The organism is Methylobacterium sp. D53M (assembly GCF_053345625.1).
On the sequence record NZ_JBKFAL010000002.1, the window covers coordinates 179014 to 200133 of the forward strand.

25 protein-coding genes and 2 pseudogenes are annotated in these 21120 nt (G+C 75.8%); 20 read left to right on the forward strand and 7 right to left on the reverse strand.

All coding sequences use genetic code 11. The features are described 5' to 3' along the window. Positions 1–103 precede the first annotated feature (103 nt). From dps to ACLBYG_RS05065, 3 genes are all read right to left on the reverse strand, one after another. Complete coding sequence (dps, locus tag ACLBYG_RS05055; RefSeq protein ID WP_012321876.1) at positions 104–649, reverse strand: DNA starvation/stationary phase protection protein Dps; 546 nt, start codon at positions 647–649, stop codon at positions 104–106. Positions 650–775: 126 nt separating this feature from the next. Then, complete coding sequence (locus ACLBYG_RS05060) at positions 776–1687, reverse strand: S1 family peptidase (RefSeq protein ID WP_020090922.1); 912 nt, start codon at positions 1685–1687, stop codon at positions 776–778. 149 nt (positions 1688–1836) lie between these two features. Then, positions 1837–2586, reverse strand: coding sequence for a S1 family peptidase (locus ACLBYG_RS05065; RefSeq protein ID WP_447680787.1), 750 nt, complete (start codon positions 2584–2586; stop codon positions 1837–1839). A 25-nt stretch (positions 2587–2611) separates the two neighbouring features. Between ACLBYG_RS05065 and ACLBYG_RS05070 the strand changes: the two genes are divergently transcribed. From ACLBYG_RS05070 to ACLBYG_RS05100, 7 genes and pseudogenes are all read left to right on the forward strand, one after another. Next, on the forward strand, positions 2612–3175 hold the full coding sequence (locus tag ACLBYG_RS05070) for a head-tail connector protein (protein ID WP_447680788.1): 564 nt from the start codon (positions 2612–2614) through the stop codon (positions 3173–3175). A gap of 23 nt (positions 3176–3198) precedes the next feature. Continuing rightward, positions 3199–3552, forward strand: coding sequence for a head-tail adaptor protein (locus tag ACLBYG_RS05075; protein ID WP_091926462.1), 354 nt, complete (start codon positions 3199–3201; stop codon positions 3550–3552). Next, positions 3549–3977 carry a tail completion protein gp17 gene (gene gp17, locus ACLBYG_RS05080; RefSeq protein WP_447680789.1) on the forward strand — a complete coding sequence of 143 codons (429 nt, stop codon included), beginning with the start codon at positions 3549–3551 and terminating at the stop codon, positions 3975–3977. The genes ACLBYG_RS05075 and gp17 overlap by 4 nt, the downstream gene beginning before the upstream one ends. An 11-nt stretch (positions 3978–3988) precedes the next feature. Beyond that, a complete protein-coding gene (locus ACLBYG_RS05085; RefSeq protein ID WP_447680790.1) occupies positions 3989–4399 on the forward strand; it encodes a phage major tail protein, TP901-1 family in 411 nt (136 codons plus the stop codon). Between the two features lie 5 nt (positions 4400–4404). Further along, the gene (locus ACLBYG_RS05090; RefSeq protein WP_091977854.1) at positions 4405–4767 is read left to right on the forward strand and encodes a gene transfer agent family protein; all 363 of its coding nucleotides are present in this window, start codon (positions 4405–4407) and stop codon (positions 4765–4767) included. Between the two features lie 53 nt (positions 4768–4820). Then, positions 4821–4985, forward strand: a pseudogene (locus tag ACLBYG_RS05095) (phage tail assembly chaperone); the annotation flags it as partial. A gap of 9 nt (positions 4986–4994) precedes the next feature. Then, the gene (locus ACLBYG_RS05100) at positions 4995–5573 is read left to right on the forward strand and encodes a phage tail tape measure protein (RefSeq protein ID WP_447680791.1); all 579 of its coding nucleotides are present in this window, start codon (positions 4995–4997) and stop codon (positions 5571–5573) included. Positions 5574–5610: 37 nt separating this feature from the next. Here ACLBYG_RS05100 and ACLBYG_RS05105 read toward each other — a convergent pair whose 3' ends face one another. Further along, the gene (locus tag ACLBYG_RS05105) at positions 5611–6528 is read right to left on the reverse strand and encodes a TauD/TfdA dioxygenase family protein (protein WP_447680792.1); all 918 of its coding nucleotides are present in this window, start codon (positions 6526–6528) and stop codon (positions 5611–5613) included. A gap of 390 nt (positions 6529–6918) precedes the next feature. Between ACLBYG_RS05105 and ACLBYG_RS05110 the strand changes: the two genes are divergently transcribed. From ACLBYG_RS05110 to ACLBYG_RS05120, 3 genes are read left to right on the forward strand one after another with little or no spacing between them, the layout of a single operon-like run. Then, positions 6919–7560 (forward strand): phage distal tail protein, Rcc01695 family, encoded by a 642-nt coding sequence (locus ACLBYG_RS05110; protein WP_447680793.1) that lies wholly within the window; start codon positions 6919–6921, stop codon positions 7558–7560. A gap of 10 nt (positions 7561–7570) precedes the next feature. Further along, entirely contained in the window at positions 7571–8446 is an 876-nt protein-coding gene (locus ACLBYG_RS05115; RefSeq protein WP_091676194.1) for a DUF2163 domain-containing protein, read from the forward strand. After that, complete coding sequence (locus tag ACLBYG_RS05120; protein WP_447680794.1) at positions 8443–8991, forward strand: NlpC/P60 family protein; 549 nt, start codon at positions 8443–8445, stop codon at positions 8989–8991. Before ACLBYG_RS05115 ends, ACLBYG_RS05120 begins: the two co-directional genes overlap by 4 nt. Here ACLBYG_RS05120 and ACLBYG_RS05125 read toward each other — a convergent pair. Both ACLBYG_RS05125 and ACLBYG_RS05130 read right to left on the reverse strand, forming a co-directional pair. Further along, positions 8922–9206 carry an addiction module antidote protein gene (locus ACLBYG_RS05125; protein ID WP_056527585.1) on the reverse strand — a complete coding sequence of 95 codons (285 nt, stop codon included), beginning with the start codon at positions 9204–9206 and terminating at the stop codon, positions 8922–8924. The two genes, ACLBYG_RS05120 and ACLBYG_RS05125, sit on opposite strands and share 70 nt — an antisense overlap. After that, positions 9206–9507: pseudogene (locus ACLBYG_RS05130) on the reverse strand (type II toxin-antitoxin system RelE/ParE family toxin). The gene ACLBYG_RS05125 and the pseudogene ACLBYG_RS05130 overlap by 1 nt, the downstream one beginning before the upstream one ends. Positions 9508–9582: 75 nt before the next feature. On the opposite strand from ACLBYG_RS05130, the gene ACLBYG_RS05135 reads away from it, so the two are divergent. Both ACLBYG_RS05135 and ACLBYG_RS05140 read left to right on the forward strand, forming a co-directional pair. Continuing rightward, entirely contained in the window at positions 9583–13491 is a 3909-nt protein-coding gene (locus tag ACLBYG_RS05135; protein WP_447680795.1) for a baseplate multidomain protein megatron, read from the forward strand. 44 nt (positions 13492–13535) lie between these two features. Next, a complete protein-coding gene (locus tag ACLBYG_RS05140) occupies positions 13536–14792 on the forward strand; it encodes a DUF2793 domain-containing protein (RefSeq protein ID WP_447680796.1) in 1257 nt (418 codons plus the stop codon). Positions 14793–14830: 38 nt separating this feature from the next. Here the strand turns inward: ACLBYG_RS05140 and ACLBYG_RS05145 are convergent, their stop codons facing one another. Continuing rightward, positions 14831–15391, reverse strand: coding sequence for a GDSL-type esterase/lipase family protein (locus ACLBYG_RS05145; protein ID WP_447680797.1), 561 nt, complete (start codon positions 15389–15391; stop codon positions 14831–14833). An 80-nt stretch (positions 15392–15471) separates the two neighbouring features. Between ACLBYG_RS05145 and ACLBYG_RS05150 the strand changes: the two genes are divergently transcribed. From ACLBYG_RS05150 to ACLBYG_RS05185, 8 genes are all read left to right on the forward strand, one after another. Next, complete coding sequence (locus ACLBYG_RS05150; RefSeq protein WP_447680798.1) at positions 15472–15978, forward strand: phage tail tip lysozyme; 507 nt, start codon at positions 15472–15474, stop codon at positions 15976–15978. Positions 15979–16038: 60 nt separating this feature from the next. Beyond that, on the forward strand, positions 16039–16572 hold the full coding sequence (locus ACLBYG_RS05155; protein ID WP_447680799.1) for a hypothetical protein: 534 nt from the start codon (positions 16039–16041) through the stop codon (positions 16570–16572). A 46-nt stretch (positions 16573–16618) separates the two neighbouring features. Continuing rightward, entirely contained in the window at positions 16619–16963 is a 345-nt protein-coding gene (locus tag ACLBYG_RS05160) for a hypothetical protein (RefSeq protein WP_447680800.1), read from the forward strand. Between the two features lies 1 nt (position 16964). Beyond that, positions 16965–17183 carry a hypothetical protein gene (locus ACLBYG_RS05165; RefSeq protein ID WP_447680801.1) on the forward strand — a complete coding sequence of 73 codons (219 nt, stop codon included), beginning with the start codon at positions 16965–16967 and terminating at the stop codon, positions 17181–17183. A 197-nt stretch (positions 17184–17380) separates the two neighbouring features. Beyond that, complete coding sequence (locus ACLBYG_RS05170) at positions 17381–17752, forward strand: PepSY domain-containing protein (protein ID WP_012321896.1); 372 nt, start codon at positions 17381–17383, stop codon at positions 17750–17752. Positions 17753–17787: 35 nt separating this feature from the next. Further along, positions 17788–18465, forward strand: coding sequence for a response regulator transcription factor (locus ACLBYG_RS05175; RefSeq protein WP_012321897.1), 678 nt, complete (start codon positions 17788–17790; stop codon positions 18463–18465). After that, positions 18462–19622 carry a PrpF domain-containing protein gene (locus tag ACLBYG_RS05180; protein ID WP_447680802.1) on the forward strand — a complete coding sequence of 387 codons (1161 nt, stop codon included), beginning with the start codon at positions 18462–18464 and terminating at the stop codon, positions 19620–19622. The genes ACLBYG_RS05175 and ACLBYG_RS05180 overlap by 4 nt, the downstream gene beginning before the upstream one ends. A gap of 15 nt (positions 19623–19637) precedes the next feature. Next, a complete protein-coding gene (locus ACLBYG_RS05185) occupies positions 19638–21056 on the forward strand; it encodes an ATP-binding protein (protein WP_020090899.1) in 1419 nt (472 codons plus the stop codon). Positions 21057–21120: the final 64 nt, after the last annotated feature.

Sequence of the window (21120 nt, forward strand, 5' to 3'; positions counted from 1 at the left end):
GTCCCCGTGCAAAGGGACCCCACTGAGCCCGGCCTCGCGGCCGGGCATTTTCGTTTCCCCGATCGCGTCGGGTCGCGCCCCGCCCGAAGGCGGGGCGCCGCGCTCAGCGGCCCGCGTTGCCGTCGCGCAGGGTGCCGGTCGGCTCCTGCACGTGCGCCTCGAGGAACCACAGGTGCTTGTCGACCGCCCGCGAGATCTCGGTGAACAGGTCGGCCGTGTCGGGGTCGCCCGCCTCGTCGGTCTCGTCGATGTTCTGCCGGACCGCGTTGGCGTAGGCGGCGTAGCTGTCGATCAGCGCGGCGATGTGGTCGGCGATGGCGTAGATGCCGGTCGGGTAGGCCGGCAGCTTGGTGCGCTCGGCGACCGCCTGGGTCGAGCCGAAGGCCGTGGCGCCGAGCTGGACCGCGCGCTCGGCGACGCTGTCGTTCAGCTCGTCGAGCTGGGTGCGGAACCCGTCGAGCATCTCGTGGACGCCGATGAACTGCGGGCCCTTGAGGTTCCAGTGGGCCTGCTTGATCGCCAGGGCGAGGTCGATGCCGTCCGCGAGCCGGGCGTTGAGCGCCTCGATCGAGACCTTCTTGGCGTTCGAGTCGGTGTTGTTGCGGGTCTTGTGCGTCCGCGGGGTGTTGCTGGTGCCGGTGTCGGCCATGCTCTCGCTCCGTGAGCCGGGAAGGTTCGGATGCGAAAAGTGCCGATCGGCCCCCGGGTTCCCGCAGGCGCGAAGGATCCGGGAGCGGGCAGCGGCTTTGCCGCGGTCGGGCCGCGGTCAGGCCCCTCAGCGGCGGCGGCCTGGGCGGGCCATCCAGTCGGACCGGTTGCCGCGGGGCAGGGCGTCGCCGACCTGGATGCGCGACAGCTCCGCCGTGCGCGCGGCGATCCAGCCGGCATGCTCGGCCACCGGGGTCACGGCGGTGAAGCCGCCGCAGGCGGTCCGGCGCGCGCCCTGCTGCAGGGCGCCGCTCGACCAGCTCACCACGCCGACGATCCGGTAGCCGCCGGGGCCGCCGGTCAGGATCGGGCCGCCCGAATCGCCGAGGCAGGCGCCGGCGCCCGAGGTCTCGGCCATGCGCCGCCGGTCGGTGACGACGGTCACCCGGTTGGCGACCTGGAGCGAGCCGATCGACACGAGGTGGGCGAGCCGCAGGATGCGCGCCGAATTCCGCCGGTTCTCGGCCACCACGCCGAAGCCCGCGATGTCCACGGGCTGCCCGTCGGTGATCGAGCCCGCGCCCCGGGGATCGAGGGGCACGTAGTCGTTGCCGAGCGGGCGCTCGAGCTTGAGCAGCGCCAGGTCGACGCCGGGCTGGTCCTCGGGGGTCGTCCCGGGCACGAAGTCCGGGTGCATGGAGGCGGTGATCACCGCGGTCCGGTGCTGGCGGAAGTTCCGGTCGACGCTGATCACCGTGTAGCCGGCCGGCCGCATCACGCAGTGGGCCGCGCTCAGCACGAGGTCCGGGGCGATCAGGGTCCCCGAGCAGATCTCGCCCTCGGTGCTCTCGATCCGCACCACGAAGCTGCGCGCCCCGTTCGGGTCCCGCGTCGTCGTGCCGTTGATCACCGCGGCGGCGGGCGTGGGCAGCAGGCCGCCGAGGGCGCCGAGCAGCGACAGGCCCAGGAACCCGCCCCACAGGCCGCCGCGCAGGCTGCGCTCGCGGGGGCCGGCCTTCCGGATCGGGCGAGGGGACATCGGGAACTCCGGGCGCGCGCGGGCGCGGGTGGGGGACGCCGGAGGCGGCGCCGAGGGAGCCTGGGGCGAGGGGCCCCAGATCGAGTGAGCCTAGAGCAAGGCAATAGCCCGGCCAAGCTGAGGTTCCCTGCGTACGCGGTGCCGCGCCGCTACTGCGCCCAGCGCGCCGTCCGGTCCCAGCCGTCGAGCACGCGGTCGATCCAGCCCCGCTGCGGCCCCACCAGGACGCCCTGGGTGAGGCCGCCGCAGGCGCCCCCGATCCAGGCCGACAGGGCCAGCACCGCCCCGTCCGGTCCCGCGATCGGGCCGCCGGAATCGCCCTGGCAGGCGCCGCCGCCCGCGCCCTTCAGCCAGACCAGGATGCGACTCGGCCCGTAGGGCTCGATCACCGGCAGGCCGAGGCTGCGGTAGGTGCCGGTGGAGCGCGGGTCGCCGGGCTTGGCCGCGCCGTAGCCCGACAGGGTCAGGGTCTCGCCCGCCCGCGCCGGGGCGGCGCTCAGGGTCACGGGCGCGAAGCGCGGCGGCAGCGGCGTCTCGGTGCGCAGCAGCGCGAGATCGACGGAGCGCCGCCGGGAAGCGGCCGCGCCGGCGTCGTAGCCCGGATGGACCGCCTGGGCGGTGACGTCGACGAGCACCGGCGCCCCGGCGGCGTCGCGGAAATGGACGCGGTGCTCCTTGGCGTCGGCGAGGCAGTGGCCGGCAGTCAGCACCGTGTCGGGGGCGAGCACCACGCCGGTGCAGACACCGCCCTTCGACGACAGGACCATCACGGCCCCGCCGGCCGGCGCCTCGGTGCCGCCGACGATCGCCCGCGCCGGGACGGCCGCGAGCGCCAGGATCGCCGTGACGGTCGCTACCCGCGCGGCGCGGGCGACCGGGCGGCGCTTCGAGATCGGCATCGGACCACCTGCAGAGAGACGCGCGATGATCCCGTTACGCATCGCCGCCGCCGCCGTCGAGCCGGTGGGCGTGCCCGACCTGCGCGCCTACCTGCGCGTCGACTCCGACGCGGGCGCCGACGAGGACGGCCTGCTCCAGGCCCTGATCGCGGTGGCCCGCGCGAGCCTGGAGATCGAGACCCGGCGGATCCTGGTCCCGGGCCGGTACCGGATCGCCCTGACGGCCTGGCCGCCGGACGGGCAGGTGCCGCTGCCCCTGAGCCCGCTGGTCGCGATCCTCCGCGCCGGCCTCGCGGACCCGTCCGGAGGCGTCACCGACCTCGACGCCGGGCTGGTGCGCCTCGGTCCCGACCCGGACGGGGCGCCGTCGCTGCAGGTGGATCCGGCCGCGCCGGATCCCGCCGGCCGCACGATCCTGATCGAGGTCGCGGCCGGGTACGGCGGCGACGGGCCGCCGCTCCCCGAGCCCCTGCGCCTCGCGATCCTGCGCCTCGCCGCCGCCCGCTACGAGCGTCGCGGCGACGAGCCCGACGCCGCCCGCACCGACGCCGCCGCGCTCGGCGCGCCGTTCCGGCGCCTGCGGCTGTGATCCTCGCACCCGGAGCTTCCCCGATGGCGACCTCGTTCCAACGCCCGCCCCTCGGTGCGCGGCGCCGCCGCTTCGTGCTCGAGCGGCCCCTGGAGGAGCCGGACGGGTTCGGGGGCGTGCTGCGCCGTTACGTGGCCGGCCCGGTCCTGTGGGGCGCGATCGCCCCGGCGGGACTCGCCGACCGAACGGCCGGCGGCCGCACCGACACGCGGCCCGCCTACCGCGTCACCCTGCGGGGCCGAGCCGCGCTCGACCCGACCATGCGGCTCGCCGCCGGGCCGCGCCGCTTCGCGATCCGCGCCGTCGCCGAGCCCGACGCGCGGGGCCGCGACCTGATCTGCCACGTCGAGGAGCTGCCCGGGGAGGGCCGGTCGTGAGCGATCCGGGCCCGCTCCTGGCACTCCGCGCCGGCCTGATCGCCCGCTTCGCCGCCGACGCCCCCCTGGCCGCGCTGCTGGGCGGCCGCGTCCGGCTCTACGACGAGCCGCCGCGGGGCACGCTCCCGGTCTACGCGCTGTTCGGCGACGCCGAGATCGCGGACGAGTCTGTCGACGGCGCCGAGCGCCACCGGCACAGCCACGCGATCGCGGTGATCGCCCAGGCGGGCTCGGTGCGCACCGCCCTCGACGCCGCTTCGCGCATGGCGGCGCTCCTCCGGGACGCCCCGACGCCCCTCGTCCTGCCGCTGGCCGGCTGCCGGCTCGTGACCCTCCGGGTGCGGGCCGTCCGCGCCCGGCGCGACGCCCGGACCGGCGAGGCCAGGGCGACCCTGACGGTCGAGGCCGTCACCGAGAACCTGTGAGGAGGGTGCCGATGGGCGCGCAGAGGGGCAAGGACCTGCTGATCCGGGCCGGCGACGGTGCGGGCGGCTTCGCGGCGGTGGCGGGCCTGCGCAGCCGCCAGATCACCCTCAACGCCGAGACCGTCGACGTCACCAACGCCGATTCCGCCGGGCGCTGGCGCGAGCTGCTCGCCGGGGCCGGGGTGCGGCGGGCCGCGATCGCCGGCTCGGGCGTGTTCCGCGACCAGGCCTCGGACGCGCGCCTGCGCCTGCTGTTCTTCGAGGGCGCGGTCGAGGTGTTCCAGATCGTGATCCCGGCCTTCGGGATCCTGGAGGGGCCGTTCCAGATCGCGAGCCTGGAGTACCGGGGCGACCATGCCGGTGAGGTCACCTTCGACATGAGCCTCGAATCCGGCGGCGCGCTCGCCTTCGCGGCGGTCTGAGCGCCGTGGCCAACCGGATCCGCGGCGAGGTGCCGCTCACCCTCGGCGGGCGGCGCTACACGCTCTGCCTCACCCTCGGCGCGCTCGCCGAGCTGGAGACCGCGCTCCAGGCCGGCGACCTCGCGGGTCTCGCCGCGCGCTTCGCCGGCGGGCGCGTCTCGGCCCGCGACCTGATCGCCCTCCTGGGCGTCGCCCTGCGGGGCGGCGGCCACGACCTCGACGACGCGGCGGTGGCGCGGCTGCCGCTGGCGGGCGGGCTCGACGCCGTCTCGGCCGCCCTGGGCGACGTCCTGGCGGCGGCCTTCGGGGAAGCGCCGGGCGGGGAGGCGGCGGGCGGGGAGGCACCGGGCCCGGCAAACCCTCCCTAGGGCCGGACGCGGACAAGCCGCCGCGTCCGGCCCCGGGCCGCTTTCCCTGGGACGAGGCCCTCTCCCTCGGCCTCGGCGCGCTGGGCTGGCGGCCGCGCGACTTCTGGTCGGCGACGCCGCGGGAGTTCGCCGCGGCGCTCGGCCGGCGCGCCGGCCCGGAGCCGCTGTCCCGCGCCGCCTTCGCGCGGCTCCTCGCCGCCCATCCCGACCCACCCTGAGGCACCGCCATGGCCGAGACCGACCCGCAGGAGGCCCCGCTGTCCGACGACCGGATCCGGCAGCTCGAGACCCTGGACCGGCTGGCGCAGAGCTTCGGCCGCAGCCTCGACACTGCCCTGACCCGCGGGGCCGCGTCCGGCCGCAGCCTCGACGGCGTGCTCGGCACCATCGGGGCGCGCCTCGCCGGCGTGGCGGCGCGGGCGGCGGCCGGGCCGATCCAGGCGGGCCTCACGGGCCTGATCGGCGCGATGCTGGGCTCCGGCGCGGAGACGGGCTTCGCCCGCGGGGGCGTGTTCCGGGGCGGCCGCGTCCAGCCCTTCGCCGCCGGCGGCGTCGTGGCCGCGCCGACCTACTTCCCCATGGCGGGCGGCGCCGGCCTGATGGGCGAGGCCGGCCCGGAGGCGATCCTCCCCCTCGGCCGCGGGCCGGACGGTCGCCTCGGCGTGGCCGCGGGCGGCGCCGCGGCGCGGCCGGTCTCCGTGACGGTCAACATCGCGACCCCCGATCCGGGCGCCTTCCGCCGCTCCGAGGCGCAGGTGACCGCCAGCCTCGCCCGAGCGGTGGCGCGCGGCCAGCGGGCGACGTGACGGCGGCCGGCACGGCCGCCGCGCGGCCCGTCGAGGGTCACGCCGCCCTGCGCGCCTCCGTCTCCCGCGCCCGGCTGGTGCGGCCGTCGACGCTCACCGGCGCGACGCCCTGGATCGTCACGCGGCGGACCACGCGGGGCGCCTCGCCGTAATCGTCCACCGCCCGGTGGACCGTGGCGCGGTTGTCCCAGATCGCCACGTCGCCCGTCCGCCACGACCAGCGCACGGTGTTCTCGGGCCGGGTCGCGTGGTCGTGGAAGATCGCCAGCAGGTGCTGCGAATCCGCGGTGGTCAGGCCCAGGATCCGCTGGATGAAGTGGCCGACGATCAGCGAGCGCTCCCCGGTCTCCGGGTGGACGTGGACCAGCGGGTGCTCGGTCTCGAACACGGTCCTGGTGAACACCTCGTCGTAGCGCCGCCGCCCGGCCTCCGACACGTTCACCCGGCCGCCGACATAGTCGTAGACGTTCGAGTGCAGCGCCCAGAGCTTGTCGGCGAGGTCGCGCAGGGGCTCGGGCAGGTCCGCGTAGGCCGCCGCCGTGTTGGCCCAGAGCGTGTCGCCGCCGTAGGGCGGCAGCGTCACGGCCCGCAGGATCGAGAGCGCCGGGTAGGCCGGCACGAAGGTCACGTCGGTGTGCCAGGAACTCGCCCGCTCGCCCCGGCTGCCGTCGATGTCGAGGATTCCCGCCGTGCCGGCGAGGGAGGGCACGGTCGGATGCGGGACGAGGTCGCCGAGGCGCCGGCCGAAGGCCTCCTGCCCGGCCTCGTCGAGGTCCTGGTCGCGGAAGAACACCACCTTGTGGGTGTTCAGCGCCTGCCGGATCGCCGCGACCGTCCCGTCGTCCAAGTCACCCGAGAGGGTGACGCCGCGGATCTCCGCGCCGATGCGGCCGGCGACGCGGCGGATGTCGAGGGCGGGGGCGGATGCGTGCAGGGGCTGGGGGATGGCGCTCATCGGAAGGTTTCCCTGGCAGAACGGCGCCGCGTCGTGCGGATCGCGCGGTGAACCGAGATGTGCGGACCGAGAGGACTTCGGAGAACATCCGCTTCGGTGCGGAGATCTTCGATCAACTGCCGTCCCGTGTCGATGAACGGCGCTTTTGATTTTCCAGACCCTCCCGGAAGACTTTTTTCAGCTGCTCCGATCCGGCAGCGATACCGTTCCCCGGGCGCCGCGCGGGATCTGCGGCCCGGCCTCCGTCCTCGCGGGCGGAGCGAAGCGATCCCAGAGCGCCACGGTCACGGATGTCGCGCTGCCCTGGGTCGCGTCGCTGCGCTCGCGATGGCGGTGACGCCCCGGAAGACCGGCGCGGCCCAGTCGCCACCCGAACCGGAGAGGCCCGTCATGGCCGACGACTTCCACGAGGTGCTGTTCCCACTCGACGTCTCGCTGCGCGCCGGCGGCGGCCCGCAGCGGCTGACCGAGATCGTGACCCTGGCCTCGGGCCGGGAGCACCGGAACGGCCGCTGGGCCGATTCCCGCCGCCGCTACGAGGCCGGCTTCGGGATGCGCGGCCTCGACGCGCTGCACGCCGTGCTGGCCTTCTTCGAGGAGCGGCGCGGGCGGCTCTACGGATTCCGGTTCCGCGACCGGGTCGACGACCGCTCCGGGCCGCCCGGCCGGCCGACGGGTCCCCTCGACCAACCGCTGGGCACCGGCGACGGCGCCACCGCGTCCTTCCCGCTGGTCAAAACCTACGGGTCCGGCTTCGCGCCCTATCGCCGTCGGATCGCCAAGCCGGTGGCGGGCAGCGTCCGTGTGGCGGTGGCGGGCCGGGAGGTCGAGCCCGGCGCCTTCGCGTGCGACCCGACGACCGGCCTCGTCACCTTCGCGGCGGGCCGCGTCCCGCCGCCCGGCGCCGCCGTGACGGCGGGCTTCGCCTTCGACGTGCCGGTCCGCTTCGACACCGACGACCTGACCATCGACCTCGCCGCCTTCGCGGCGGACGAGATCCCGAAGGTGCCGCTCGTCGAGATCGTGCCGTGAGGGGAGCACCATGCGCGACATCCCGGAGGCCTTCGCGGCCCATCTCGCCGGCGGGGTGACCACCCTGTGCCGCTGCTGGTCCCTGCGGCGGCGGGACGGGCTCGCCCTCGGCTTCACCGACCATGACCGCGACCTCACCGTCGCGGGCCTCGTCCACGCCGCCCGCACCGGGCTGGAGGCGGCCGAGGCCAGCGCCGAGCTCGGCTTCGCGGTCTCGGGCGGCGACGTGGCGGGAGCGCTCAGCGGCCTCGGGCTCACCGAGGCGGACATCGCCGGCGGCCTCTACGACGGCGCCGCCGTGGAGACCTGGCTGGTCGACTGGAGCAGCCCCGAGACCCGGCTCCTCCTCGACGTCGCCACGATCGGCGAGGTGCGCCGGGACGGCGACGCCTTCGTGGCGGAGCTGCGCGGCCTCGCGCACCGGCTCGGCGCCGAGCGGGGCCGCACCTACCGGGCGACCTGCGGCGCCGATCTCGGCGATGCCCGATGCCGGGTGGACCGCGCCGCGTGGACGACGGCCGGCCGGGTGAGCGGCGTCCCGGAGCCGGCCACGCTCGCGGCGGCGCTCGCCGGGTCCTTCGCGGACGGCCTGTTCACCGGCGGGCGCCTGACCTGGACGACGGGCGCCAATGCCGGGCTCGCGGCCGACGTGCGCCTCCAGCTCGGGCCGCTGATCGAGCTCTGGACGGTGCCGCCCCGACCGGTCGCCGCCGGCGACGGGTTCAGCCTGACGGCCGGGTGCGACAAGCGCCTCGCCACCTGCCGCGACCGCTTCGCCAACGCGGTCAATTTCCAGGGCTTCCCGCACATGCCCGGCAACGACGCGGTCATGCGGGCGGTCCCCGGTTCGGACCCCATCCTCGACGGCGGGAGCCTCTTCCGATGAGCGCGATGCGGCGCGAGATCGGCCGAGAGATCGGTGTTGCGGCGCTCGGCGAGGCGCTGCTCTGGCTGGGCACGCCCTACCGCCACCAGGCGTCGCTGCGCGGCGTGGGCTGCGACTGCCTCGGCCTGCTGCGCGGGGTCTGGCGCGGGCTCTACGGCGCCGAGCCGGAGGTGCCGCCGCCCTATTCCGGCACCTGGGCGGAATCGGCCGCGCCCGGGACCGACCCGCTCACCGAGGCGGCCGCCCGCCACCTCGTGCCGGTGCCCGGACCCCTGGCGGACCTGGCGCCGCGGCCGGGCGACGTCCTGCTCTTCGCCTTCCGCCGCCACCTGCCGGCCCGCCACTGCGCCATCGCCACCGGCGCCGGCGCGATGATCCACGCCCACGACGGGGCCGCCGTCACCGAGGTCGCGCTCACCGGATGGTGGCGGCGGCACGCGACGGGGGTGTTCCGGTTTCCGGCGCGCTGCGGCGCCTACGAGGAACGCGTCGATACGGTGAGCTTGACGCCGAGCACGTCCATGATCTTGCGGACCGTCTCGTAGCGGAGCTTCGAGCCCGGCGTCAGCGCCTTGTAGAGGCTCTCCCGACCGACACCCGCTTCCCGGGCGATCTGCGCCATGCCGCGTGCCTTCGCGACATCGCCCAGGGCCGCGATGAACAGCTCGGGGTCGGGGTCGTCGAGCGCCGCCGCCAGGTATTCGGCAATCGCCTCCTCACTGTCGAGGAATTCCGAGGCGTCGAACGGTGTGAAACGCATCAGGTGATTCCGTCGAGAGAGGCGGCCATGGATTTGGCCCTCTGAATGTCCCGGGTCTGGCTGGACTTATCGCCGCCGCACAGGAGCAGGTACGTTACCTCGCCGCGTCGGACATAGTTTACGCGAAAGCCCGGGCCATACGGGATCCGCATCTCGAACACACCTGCCCCGACCGGTTTGGCATCCCCGAAATTGCCGAGCCCGCGCTGCGGATACGTGCCGCGATGCGCGCCCTGGCGCGGTGATCCTTCAGGCCCGTGAGCCAAGTCCGGACGGTGTCGGACAGCAGGATCGTCGTCACCGGTCGAACGTATCCGATCGGATACGGACCGGCAACCCGTCCACGCGATACCGCCATCAGATCCGGAGCCCCGCCATGGCGACGCTGATCCTGTCTTCGGCCGGCGCGGCGGTCGGCACCGCCCTCGGAGGCCCGATCGGCGGCCTGGTCGGGCGCGCGCTCGGCTCCGTCGCGGGCGCGGCCCTCGGCGGCGCCCTGTCGGGGTCCGGGCGGCACGCGCGCTTCGTCGAGGGGCCGCGGCTCGCCGACGTCGCCGGGCTCACCTCCACCGAGGGCGATCCGATCCCGCGGGTCTACGGGCGGGCGCGGATCGGCGGCACCCTGATCTGGGCGACCCGTCCGCTGGAGGTCGCCAACACCACCGTCGCCCGCGCGTCCGCGCCCGCCAAGGGCTTGGGCGGGCTCGCGGGCGGCCCGAGGACTGTCACCACCCGCTACAGCTACTTCGCCAACCTCGCGGTCGGCCTGTGCGAGGGAGAGATCGCCTGCGTCCGCCGGATCTGGGCGGACGGACGGGAGATCGACCAAGCCGGCCTGACCCTGCGGGTCCATACCGGCGACCCCGGCCAGGAGCCGGACCCGCTGATCGTCGCCAAGGAGGGCGCCGAGAACGCGCCCGCCTATCGCGGCCTCGCCTACGTGGTGTTCGAGAACCTCGCCCTCGCGGCCTTCGGCAACCGCGTCCCGCAATTCGCCTTCGAGGTGATCCGCCCGGTCAACGGCCTGTTCGACCGCGTGCGCGCCGTCGACCTGATCCCCGGCGCCAGCGAGTTCGGCCTCGATCCGGACCGCGTCACGGTCGATCTCGGGCTCGGCCGCACCGAGGCCGCCAACCGGCACCAGCTCCAGCGCGGCACCGACGTGATCGCCTCCCTCGACGCGCTCCAGGCGCTGTGCCCGAACCTGCGCCGGGTCGCCGTGGTGGCGACGTGGTTCGGCACCGACCTGCGGGCGGGATCCTGCCGGGTCGTGCCCAAGGTCGAGGCCGCCGACAAGCGCGCCCGGCCGGAGGATTGGCGCGTCGCCGGGATCGCCCGCGACCGGGCCGAGACGGTCTCGACCCTGCCGGACGGCAGCCCGGCCTACGGCGGCACGCCGGCGGATGCGGGCCTGACCCGGCTGATCGCCGAGCTGGCGCGCCGGGGGCTGGCGGTGTCGCTCTACCCGTTCGTCATGATGGACGTGCCGGCCGGCAACGCGCTCCCCGATCCGCACGCCCCCGGCGCCGCGCAGCCCGCCTATCCCTGGCGCGGCCGCATCACCTGCGATCCGGCCCCGGGCCGTCCGGGGAGCCCGGACGGGACCGCCGCGGCCGACGCGCAGGTCGCGGCCTTCTTCGCGGGTGGCTACCGCGACGCGGTCCTGCACTACGCAGACCTCGCGGCCGGCTGGGCGGCCTCGGGCACGCCCCTCGCGGCCTTCGTGATCGGCAGCGAGCTCGTCGGCCTGACCCGGGTGCGCGGCGCGGCCGGCTACCCGGCGGTGCGGGCCCTGCGCGACCTCGCCGCCGCGCTCCGCGACCGCCTCGGCCCGGCCGTCACCCTGGTCTACGCGGCGGACTGGACCGAGTACGGCGCCCATGTGGGCGACGGCGGCGCCACCGTCCGCTTCCCCCTCGACGACCTGTTCGCCGACCCGCATATCGGCGCCGTCGGGATCGACTGGTACCCGCCCGTCTCCGACTGGCGCGACGACCCGGACCACGCCGACCTCGCGGTGACGGGCAACATCGCCGACCGGGCCTATCTGAAGGCCCGGGGCGCGTCCGGCGAGGCCTTCGACTGGTACTACGCCGACGCGGCCGACCGCGCCGCCCAGGCCCGCCGGCCGATCACCGACGGCGCCGCCGGCAAGCCCTGGATCTACCGGGCCAAGGACCTCGTCGCGTGGTGGTCGAGCCCGCACGTGGAGCGCGACGGCGGCGTCGAGACCCGCACCACCGCCTGGGTGCCGGCCGGCAAGCCGATCTGGCTCACCGAGATCGGCGTTCCGGCGGTGGACAAGGGCACCAACGGACCCAACGTCTTCCCGGACCCGAAATCGTCCGAGAGCGCCTTCCCGCCGGAATCCCGCGCCCTGCGCGACGAGCTGATCCAGCTCCGCGGGCTGGAGGCCGTGATCGCGCGGTTCGACCCGGCCGTGCCGGGCTTCCGGCAGGCCGACAACCCGGTCTCGCCGGTCTACGGCGGCCGCATGGTCGATCCCGACGGGATCTTCGTCTGGGCCTGGGACGCGCGGCCCTTCCCGGCCTTCCCGACGGTGCGGGGCGTCTGGGCCGACGCCGCCAACTGGCGGGTCGGCCACTGGATCACCGGCCGGATCGAGGGCTGCGACCTCGACCTGCTGGTCCAGCGGATCCTCGCGGATTTCGGGTTCGACGCGCCGGTCTCCGTGGAGGCCGCCGCCTATCTCGACGGCTACGTGATCGACCGGCCGCTCACGGCGCGCGGCGCCCTGGAGACCCTGGCGGAGGTCTACGGCCTCGACGTCTCGGCGGTGGCCGGGACCCTGCGGCTGCGCGGTCCCCGGCGCGACCGGCCCGTGATCCTGGCCGAGACCGACCTCGTCCGGCTGTCGGAGGAGCGGCCGGTCCTGCACCAGGTCCGGGCCGAGGAGAGCGCCCTGCCGCGCTCCGTGGAGCTCGGGATCACCGATTCCGAGAGCCCGGATTACCGCCGCGCCGCGGCCTCGGCCGTGCGGCCCGCCGGCCTGCGGCGGCGCGAGACCCGGATCGAGGCGGCGATCGTCACCCGCCGGGAGACCGCCGACGGCCTGGCCGAGGCGCTGCTCGACCGGCTGATCGCGGCCCGCGACACCGCGGTGTTCACGCTGAGCCCGCGCCGGGTCGAGCTGGAGCCCGGCGACCTCCTGGCGGTGCCGGCCGACGTGCCCGGCGGCGCGGTCCTGCGCCGGATCGACCGGATCGACGACGCGCCCATGGGCCGCCGGATCGAGGCGAGCGGGGTGCCGCCCCGGGCGGGGCCCGGGCGCGGGCTGCCCCGCACGATGGCCCGGGCCGAGGTGGCGCCGCCCGCCTTTCCCGGCCCGCCGCTCGCCCTGGCCCTCGACCTGCCGGTCGACCGCGGCGACCCCACGATCCTTCAGTCCTGCGCGGTGGCGGCCGAGCCCTGGCCCGGCGCGGTCGCGATCTGGCGCGCCGCGGGCGACGGGCCGCTCGCCCTGCACCGCCTCGTCGACTACCCGGCCTGCCTCGGGCGCACCCTGTCGGCGCTGCCGGCCGGCCCGCTCTGGCGCATCCAGCGGGGCGCGCATCTCGATGTCGCCCTGCGGCGCGGCGCGACGCTGGCCTCGATCGGGGCGGGCGCGATGCTGGCCGGGGGCAACCTGTTCGCCCTGCTCGGTGCGGACGGGACCGTGGAACTGCTCGGCGCCGCGTCCGCGGTCCTGACCGGGCCCGACACCTACCGGCTGTCCGGCTTCCTGCGCGGGCTCGCGGGCAGCGAGGCGGCGGCGGGGCGGGTCGCCCTGGCGGGGAGCCTGATCGTGCGCCTCGACGACGGCGCCGTGACGCCCCTGGTCGACCGGCTGGACGAGGTCGGCCGCGCGTTCCGCTACCGGATCGGGCCGGCGGATCGCGATCCGGCCGACCCGGCCTTCGCCGAGATCACCGCCACGGCCGGCCTCGCGGCGCTGACGCCGCTGCGGCCGGTCCACCTGCGGGCGCGGCGCGCGGCGGACGGCGTGCGGCTCTCCTGGATCCGGCGGGCCCGCCGCGACGGCGACGCCTGGGAGCCGGCCGAGATCCCGCTCGACGAGCCGGAGGTCTACGCGGTGACGGTGTTCTCGGCCGCCGGCACGGCCCTGCGCACGGTCCGGGCCGAGGCCCAGCACTGCCTCTACGCGGACGAGGCGGCCGATTTCGGCGGCGCCCAGACGCATCTCGACGTCGCGGTGGCGCAGATCGGTCTCGTCGCCGGGCCCGGACCCGCCTGCCGCGCCCGAGTCTCCGTCCGCTCGGCCTGACCGCTCGGCCTGACTGCTCGACCTGACCGCCCGGGAGCCGCCCCATGTCCGATGCCACGCCCCATCTCGGCCTGCCGCTGATTGCCGCGAGCCAGGCGCAGAAGCACGTGACCCACAACGAGGCGCTCGGCCTGCTCGACGCGCTCGTCCAGCTCGCCTGCCTGGACAAGGACCTCGCCGCGCCGCCACCGGGCCCCGCGGAGGGCGACCGCTACCTCGTGGCCGCCGCCGAGCCCGGGGGCGCCTGGGCGGGGCTCGCGGGCCAGGTGGTGCGCTACGCCGACGGGGTCTGGACCGGTGCCGCGCCGCGGGCCGGCTGGCTCGCCTGGCTGATCGACGAGGCCGACCTCTACGTCTTCGACGGCGCGGCCTGGACGAGCCTCCGCCGCGCGCTGACCGTGCTCCAGAGCGTCGGCCGCCTTGGGATCAACACGGCGGCCGACGCCACCAACCGCCTCGCGGTGAAGTCCGATTCCGCGCTCCTGACCTGGGACGACGCCACGCCGGGCACCGGCGACATGCGGGTGTTCGTCAACCGGAAATCCGCCGCCCGCGACGCCGCCCTGGTCTTCGAGACCGGCTACGCGGCGCGGGCGCTGCTGGGCACCCTCGGGAGCGACGACTTCACCCTGAAGGTCTCGCCCGACGGCGCCGCCTTCGCCACGGCGCTCACCGCCTCGGCCCGGACCGGCGGGATCGACTTCGCCTCGGCCGAGACCGCCCTCGCGGCCGCCCCCACCACCGACCTCGGCGCGGCCGGCACCCGGCGGGTGCTCGTGACCGGCGCGGCCCGGATCGCGAGCTTCGGCGCCGCCGCCGACCGGGAGCGGTTCGTGCGCTTCTCGGGCGCCGCGACCCTGGTCCACGATCCTGAGGCGCTGGTGCTGCCCACCCGCGCCGATCTCGTGACGGCCGCCGACGACACCTGCATCGCCACCTCGGACGCGGCGGGCCGCTGGCGCGTGCGCCACTACCAGCGCGCCGACGGGACGCCGCTGGCGACCGGCGCGCAGGTGCTCGGCGCGAACGGGTCGGTGCGGCTCCCGGGTGGCCTGATCGCGCAATGGGGGCTCGTCACCGCCGCCGACGCCGATGTCGCGGTGGCGTTCGGCATCGCCTTCCCGGGGAGCTGCCTCGGCGTCTGGGCGCAGCCGGTCGCCGGCGCCGGCGACGCGCTCCACGCCGCGCAGGTCAGCGACGTGGCGGCCACCGGGTTCACGCTCCGCACCCGCCGCGCGACGCCCGGCTCCGTGGCGGGGGTCGGGTCGGCGCCGACCTACTGGCTGGCGCTGGGCGCGTGAGCGGCCGCGGATCCGCAGGCGGCGCCTCGCGGCCGCTCTCAGTCCGGAACGGCGTCGAGGGCCCGGAGCATCGCCGGCTCCACGGCCGCGTAGCCCGCGCCGTTGAGGTGGATGCCGTCGTCGGTGAAGTCCCGCCGGAGCGCGCCCGCCCCCGTGGCGAGCGGCGGCCCGTAATCGACGAGGCGGGCCGGGCCCGCCGCGCAGTAGGCGCGCAGCCACCCGTTCAGGGCGCGGATCCGCGCCACCGGCCGCAGCTCGGGGCGCCAGCCCCAGAAGTCGCTCGGCATCACGGTGCCGATCGTGAGCGGCAGCCCGGCCGCGAAGGCCATCCGCCCCATGGCCAGGATGTTCCCGGCGATCGCCCGGTCCGGCACCGGGCCGCCGATCTCCGCGATGTCGTTGATTCCGCAGAGCAGATGCACGGCCCGGGCGCCGGCCGTATCCCGCAGGAAGCGCGCGCGGATCTGCCCGCTCGTCTCGCCCGGGACGCCCCGGGCGACGAAGCCGTGGCGCGCGAAGGTCTCGGCCCGCACCGCGCCCCAGGCGGCGGTGATCGAGTCGCCGATGAACACGAGCGGCCGGTCCTGTCCGCGTCCCACGCATCCCCCCTCGGCGCCGCCCACGGCGCGGGCCGCCTTAGCCCGGCGCGCCCGGGGAGGCCAGTTTCCGGAGCAAGCCCATGCCGCCATCCGACCCCGCCGCGCGGGAGCCCTTCGCCGCGGCCTGCCGCCGGCTCGGCCCGCGGCTGATGCGCGATCTCGGCCTGAGCGACGTCCAGGCCGCCGGCCTGCTCGGCAATCTCGGCCACGAGACCGGCGGGTTCCGCCACCTCCAGGAGGTCGCCCCCGCAGTGCCGGGCTCCCGTGGCGGCTGGGGGCTCGCCCAGTGGACCGGGCCCCGGCGCGTCGCCATGGAGGCGTGGTGCCGGGCGCGCGGCCGCGATCCCGCCGACCCCGAGGCGGGCTACGGCTACCTCTGCGCCGAGCTGCGCGGTCCCGAGGCGCCGGCCCTCGCGGCCCTGCGGGCCACCACCACCCTCGCTGCAGCCACCGAGGCGGTCTGGCGCCGCTACGAGCGGCCCGGCGTCGTCGCGCCCGCGCGCCGCCTCGCCTGGGCGCGCCGGGCCCTCGCCGCCCTGCGCGACGGTCCCGCCGCGATGCCGGCTCAGCCGCCGGGCCGGCCCTGACCCGTCGTCACCCGATCCCGAGCCGGCCGGGTCCGCCGCGCGCTGAGAAGGAGTTCCACGATGATGCACCCGATCCGGGCGGCCGTCGCCCTGGCCGTCACCGGCCTGCCGCTCGCCGCCCTCGCCGCGCCGGCCGGCGGTGCTGCGCCCGCCGTTACTCCCGTCGCCGGCCTGCTGCCGTGGGGCGACTGGCTCTCCGGCCTGCTCCAGCCGGTGACGGCCGCGCTCGTTCCGCTCGCCGCCGCCGCCGTCACCGCCGGCATCGCCCGGGTCGCGCCCTGGGCCGCCTCGGTGCTCACCCGCGATCGGATCGAGGCCGCGATCCGCGCCGGGGCCGAGTTCGGCCAGAACGCCGTGGCCGGGGCCGCCCGGGGCCGGACCGTCAGCGCCGATCTCGGCGCCGCGGTGGTGGCCGCCGGCGCCCGGCACGTGCTCGCCACCGCCCCCGCGCACGTCGTGCGGAAGGCGGGCGGCCCCGAGGGCGTGGCCGCGCGGATCTTCCGGGCGCTGCCCCTCGACCCGCAGGCGAGCGCCGCCAACGTCCTCGCCCCAGCGCTCGCGCAGCTGCGCGGGGCGGACAAGCACCCGGCCTGAGGCCGGGCCTCGCCGCCTCGGCGGCCGTGTAACAGGGATCGTCACCATGAAGCCCCTCCGCACCGAGGCACGGCAATCCGCGCCCCCCCAGGACGCCGAGGGCGCGGGTGTCGCCCTCGGCGGGCGGCCTCGGACGATCCGCTTCCCGCCCGTCTGGCACGCGTGGTTCGCCCGGCAGTCCGAGCCGCGCCTCGCCGCCCTCGACGAGCTGGTCGACGCGCATCTCGAGCGCCGCGCGCTGCGCCGCTACCTGCGCCGGCTCAAGCACGCGACGGTGCTCGCCTTCGTCGCCGCGGCGGCGGCCGCGCACTGGTTCTCCGACCAGGTCGCGTGGCTCGCCACGCATATCCCGGCCCTGCGGGCCCTCTGGAAGCTGCTGACGGGAGGGTGAGATGCGCCTGATCTGGGACAGGGTTCTCGACCGGGCGTGGCTCGGCCTGGCGGCCGCCGCGGCGGTGACGGTCGCCGTCCACGAGGGTGCGGCGGTCGGCCGGCTTGCCTGGACGCTGGGGTCCGGCGGCGCCGCGCAGGCCGCGCCCGCGGGAGCCGGCCGGGCCGGGCCGCCAGCCCGCGCCGCGGCCTGCGGTCCCGCCCCGGCGCCGTTACCGTGAGACCGGCCGCGGCGCCTGTGGGAAGCGGCGCGCGGCGTGGAACCGGGCGCCGCCTCGGCCGTCATGTCCGCACGATGCCGCCCGCCACCGAATCGACCGCGAAGGGACTGTCCGGACCGCCGCCGACGACCGCCGGGGGCGACACACGGCCACGTATTCAGGACGCATTCAGTGCCCTGGGCTCACATCGTCTGCCAATGCGTTACGCCATCGCCCTCGTCGCCATCAGCCTGACCGCCGCGGCCCTCGCCGCGGGCGGCCTCGGCTCCATGGCCGACGACGGGCCGGCCCCTCAGACGGGCGCGGTGTCCAGCCAGGCGCCGCTGCGGATCGAGAGCTGCCTGTCCCCCGCGGACCTGCGCGAGGAGGTCGGCGAGCGCCGGGTGATCCCGCCGGTCGCGGCGATCCGCGCGGCCCGGACGGTGATCCCCCGCGCCGAGATCCAGCGGGCGAGCCTCTGCCGTCACGCGGACGGCCTCGTCTACATGCTCACCGCCTTGCGCCGCGACGGGCATTTCGTGCACGTGATCGTCGACGCGCGCACCGGCACCGTGGCGGGACAGTATTGAGCGGGCGCGGATACCGTTTCGGAGGGGAGTGAGCCGTGCGTCTGCTGGTCGTGGAGGATGACAAGGACATCAACCGGCAGGTCGTGGCCGCGCTGGAGGAGGCCGGCTACGTCGCCGACAAGGCCTATGACGGCGAGGAGGGCGGCTATCTCGGCGAGAGCGAGCCCTACGACGCCATCATCCTCGACATGGGCCTGCCCAAGGCCGACGGCGTCACGGTGCTGCAGAAGTGGCGCCGGGCGGGCGTGAAGACCCCGGTGATCATCCTCACGGCCCGGGACCGCTGGTCCGACAAGGTCGACGGCTTCGACGCCGGCGCCGACGACTACGTCACCAAGCCCTTCCACATGGAGGAGCTGATGGCCCGGGTGCGCGCCCTGCTGCGCCGCGCCGCCGGCCACGCCACCAGCCAGATCGCCTGCGGGCCGGTGACCCTCGACACCCGCTCCGGCAAGGTCTTCGTCGACGGCGCCCAGGTGAAGCTGACGAGCCACGAGTACCGGCTGCTCTCCTACCTGATGCACCATACCGGCCGGGTGGTGTCCCGCGCCGAACTGACCGAGCACCTCTACGACCAGGATTTCGACCGCGACTCGAACACGATCGAGGTGTTCGTGGGCCGCCTGCGCAAGAAGCTCGCGGTGGACCTGATCCAGACCGTGCGCGGCCTCGGCTATCTCGTGGACCCCAACCAGCCGCCGGCGCGGATGTGAGCGCGGCCGCGCGTTCCGGCACGCTGCCGGCCGTCTTCATGCGCGGCGGCACCAGCAAGGCGCTGATGCTGCACCGCCGGGACGTGCCGGGGGATCTCGCCGCCTGGGAGCCGGCCTTCCTCTCCGCCATGGACAGCCCCGACCCGTTCGGGCGGCAGCTCAACGGCATGGGCGGGGGCGTCTCGTCGGTGTCGAAGATCTGCGTGGTGGAGCGCTCCGCGCGGCCGGACGCCGACATCGACTACACCTTCGTGCAGGTCGTGGTCCGGGACGGCCGCATCGACCTCTCGGGCAATTGCGGCAACATGCTCGCCGCCGTGGGGCCGTTCGCGGTCGACGAGGGGCTCGTCGACTTCCCGGACGGCCCGGTGCGGCTGCGGATCTTCAACACCAACACGCGCAAGCTGATCGTGGCGGGCTTCGCGGCCGCGGGCGGCCGCAGCGTCTACCGCGGCGACCTCGCGATCCCCGGCGTCACCGGCACGGGCGCGCCGATCCAGCTCGACTTCCTGGATCCGGGCGGCGCCACGACCGGCCGGCTGCTCCCGACCGGCGCCGTCCGTCAGTGGCTCGACGTGCCGGGCCTCGGCGCGATCGAGGCCTCGCTGATCGACGCCGCCAATGCCTGCGTGTTCGTCCGCGCCGCCGATCTCGGCCTCGCCGGCACCGAGCTGCCCGCCGCCCTGGAGGCCGTGCCGGGCCTCCTCGACCGGCTGGCGCGGATCCGCCGGGCCGGCTCCGTGGCGATGGGCATCGCGCCCGATCTCGAGGCGGCGGCGCGCGTCGTCCACGTGCCCTTCGTCGGCCTCGTGGCGCCGCCGCAGGATTCCGGCAGCCTCTCCGGCGCCACGATCCGCGCCGCCGAGACCGACCTGACCGCCCGGGTCATCTCGAACGGCGTGCCGCACCAGGCGCTGCCGCTCACCGCCACCCTATGCCTCGCGGTCGCCGCCCGGCTCGAAGGCAGCCTCGTCCACGAGGCCGCGCGCCCCACCGAAGCGGTCCTGCGGGTCGGCATGCCGTCGGGCATCCTCACCGCTGACGCCGCCGTGACCCGCGGGGCCGACGGCTGGCGGGCCGAGCGCGGCGCCTTCTTCCGCACGGCGCGCCCGCTGATGCGCGGCGCGGTGTTCTACGATGCGCCGCCGCCCGTCTGAGCGACCGACGCATCCATGATCGACCTCATCGGCCTCTTCTCCCTGCGCCGCCGCTCCATCGCGGTGCGGCTCGCCGTGTCGGCGTTCCTCTCGAGCTCCGCGATCCTGCTGATCGCGGCCTGGATCCTCACGACCCTCTACCGCGAGAACACCGAGCGCTCCTTCGACAGCCGGCTCCTCGTCTTCGCCAACAATCTCGCCACCGACCTCGTCTCGCCCAACGACCCCGAGAGCCGGACCTTCTCGCTCGGCGACCCGCGCTTCGACCTGCCCCTGTCCGGCTGGTACTGGCAGGTCGGCAAGCCCGACGCGAAGCCGCGCGACGTGCGCACCTCGCGCTCCCTCGTGGGCGTGCCGCTGCCGGCCGCGACCGATTCCGACGGGAAAGTCGGGGTCGGGCAGATCCGCCAGGGCTACGGCAAGGGGCAGGACGGACGCCTCCTGCGCATCATGGAGCGCGACGTCGATCTCGGCGAGGAGGGCCGCTACACGGTCCGGGTCGCGGGCCCCGCCGACGAGATCGTCAACGACGTCGACCGGTTCCGGAACTCGCTGACCATCACCTTCGGCCTGCTCGGCCTGTCGCTTGCGATCACCACGCTGCTGCAGATCCGCTTCGGCCTCGCGCCCCTCAAGAAGATGCGCGCCGCGCTCGGTGCCGTCCGCCGGGGCGAGGCCGACCGGATCACCGGCACCTATCCCCGCGACATCGCGCCGCTCACCGGCGAGGTGAACCTCCTGATCGAGACCAACCGCGAGATTCTGGAGCGCGCCCGGACCCAGGTCGGCAACCTCGCCCACGCCCTGAAGACGCCGCTCTCGATCATCGTCAACGAGGTCGGGGCCTCGGACGCCCCCGAGGAGCTCGCGCAGAAGATCCGCGAGCAGGCCGCGGTGATGCGCGATCAGGTCAATTATCACCTCGACCGGGCCCGCGCCGCGGCGCTCGCCGGCACGCTCGGCACCTCCACGGAGGTCGAGCCGGCGCTCGCCGGCCTCGTGCGCACCTTCGGGAAGATCTACCGGGACAAGGACATCGCCTACGACGTCCACGTCCCGCCGGGCCTGCGCTTCCGCGGCGAGCGCCAGGATTTCGAGGAGATGGTCGGCAACCTCGTCGACAACGCGTCCAAGTGGGCCCACGGGCGGGTGGCGATCCGGGCCGAGGCGGTGAGCAAGGACGATTATCCCCACCTCGTCGTCGCCATCGAGGATGACGGTCCGGGCCTGCCGCCGGAGGCCCGGCAGGCCGTGCTCGGCCGGGGGCGCCGCCTCGACGAATCGAAGCCCGGCTCGGGACTCGGCCTGTCGATCGTGGCCGACCTCGCCGCCCTGTACCGGGGGCGCTTCACCCTGGAGCAGGCGGCGCTCGGCGGCCTGCGCGCGGTGCTGGAGGTGCCGGGGGACCTGCCGGTCGGCACGGCCGCCCACTGAGGCCGTCGGCCGCGCCCGGGCACGTCCGGGCGCGTCCGGCCGCGTCCGGGTACGGGCCGGGAGG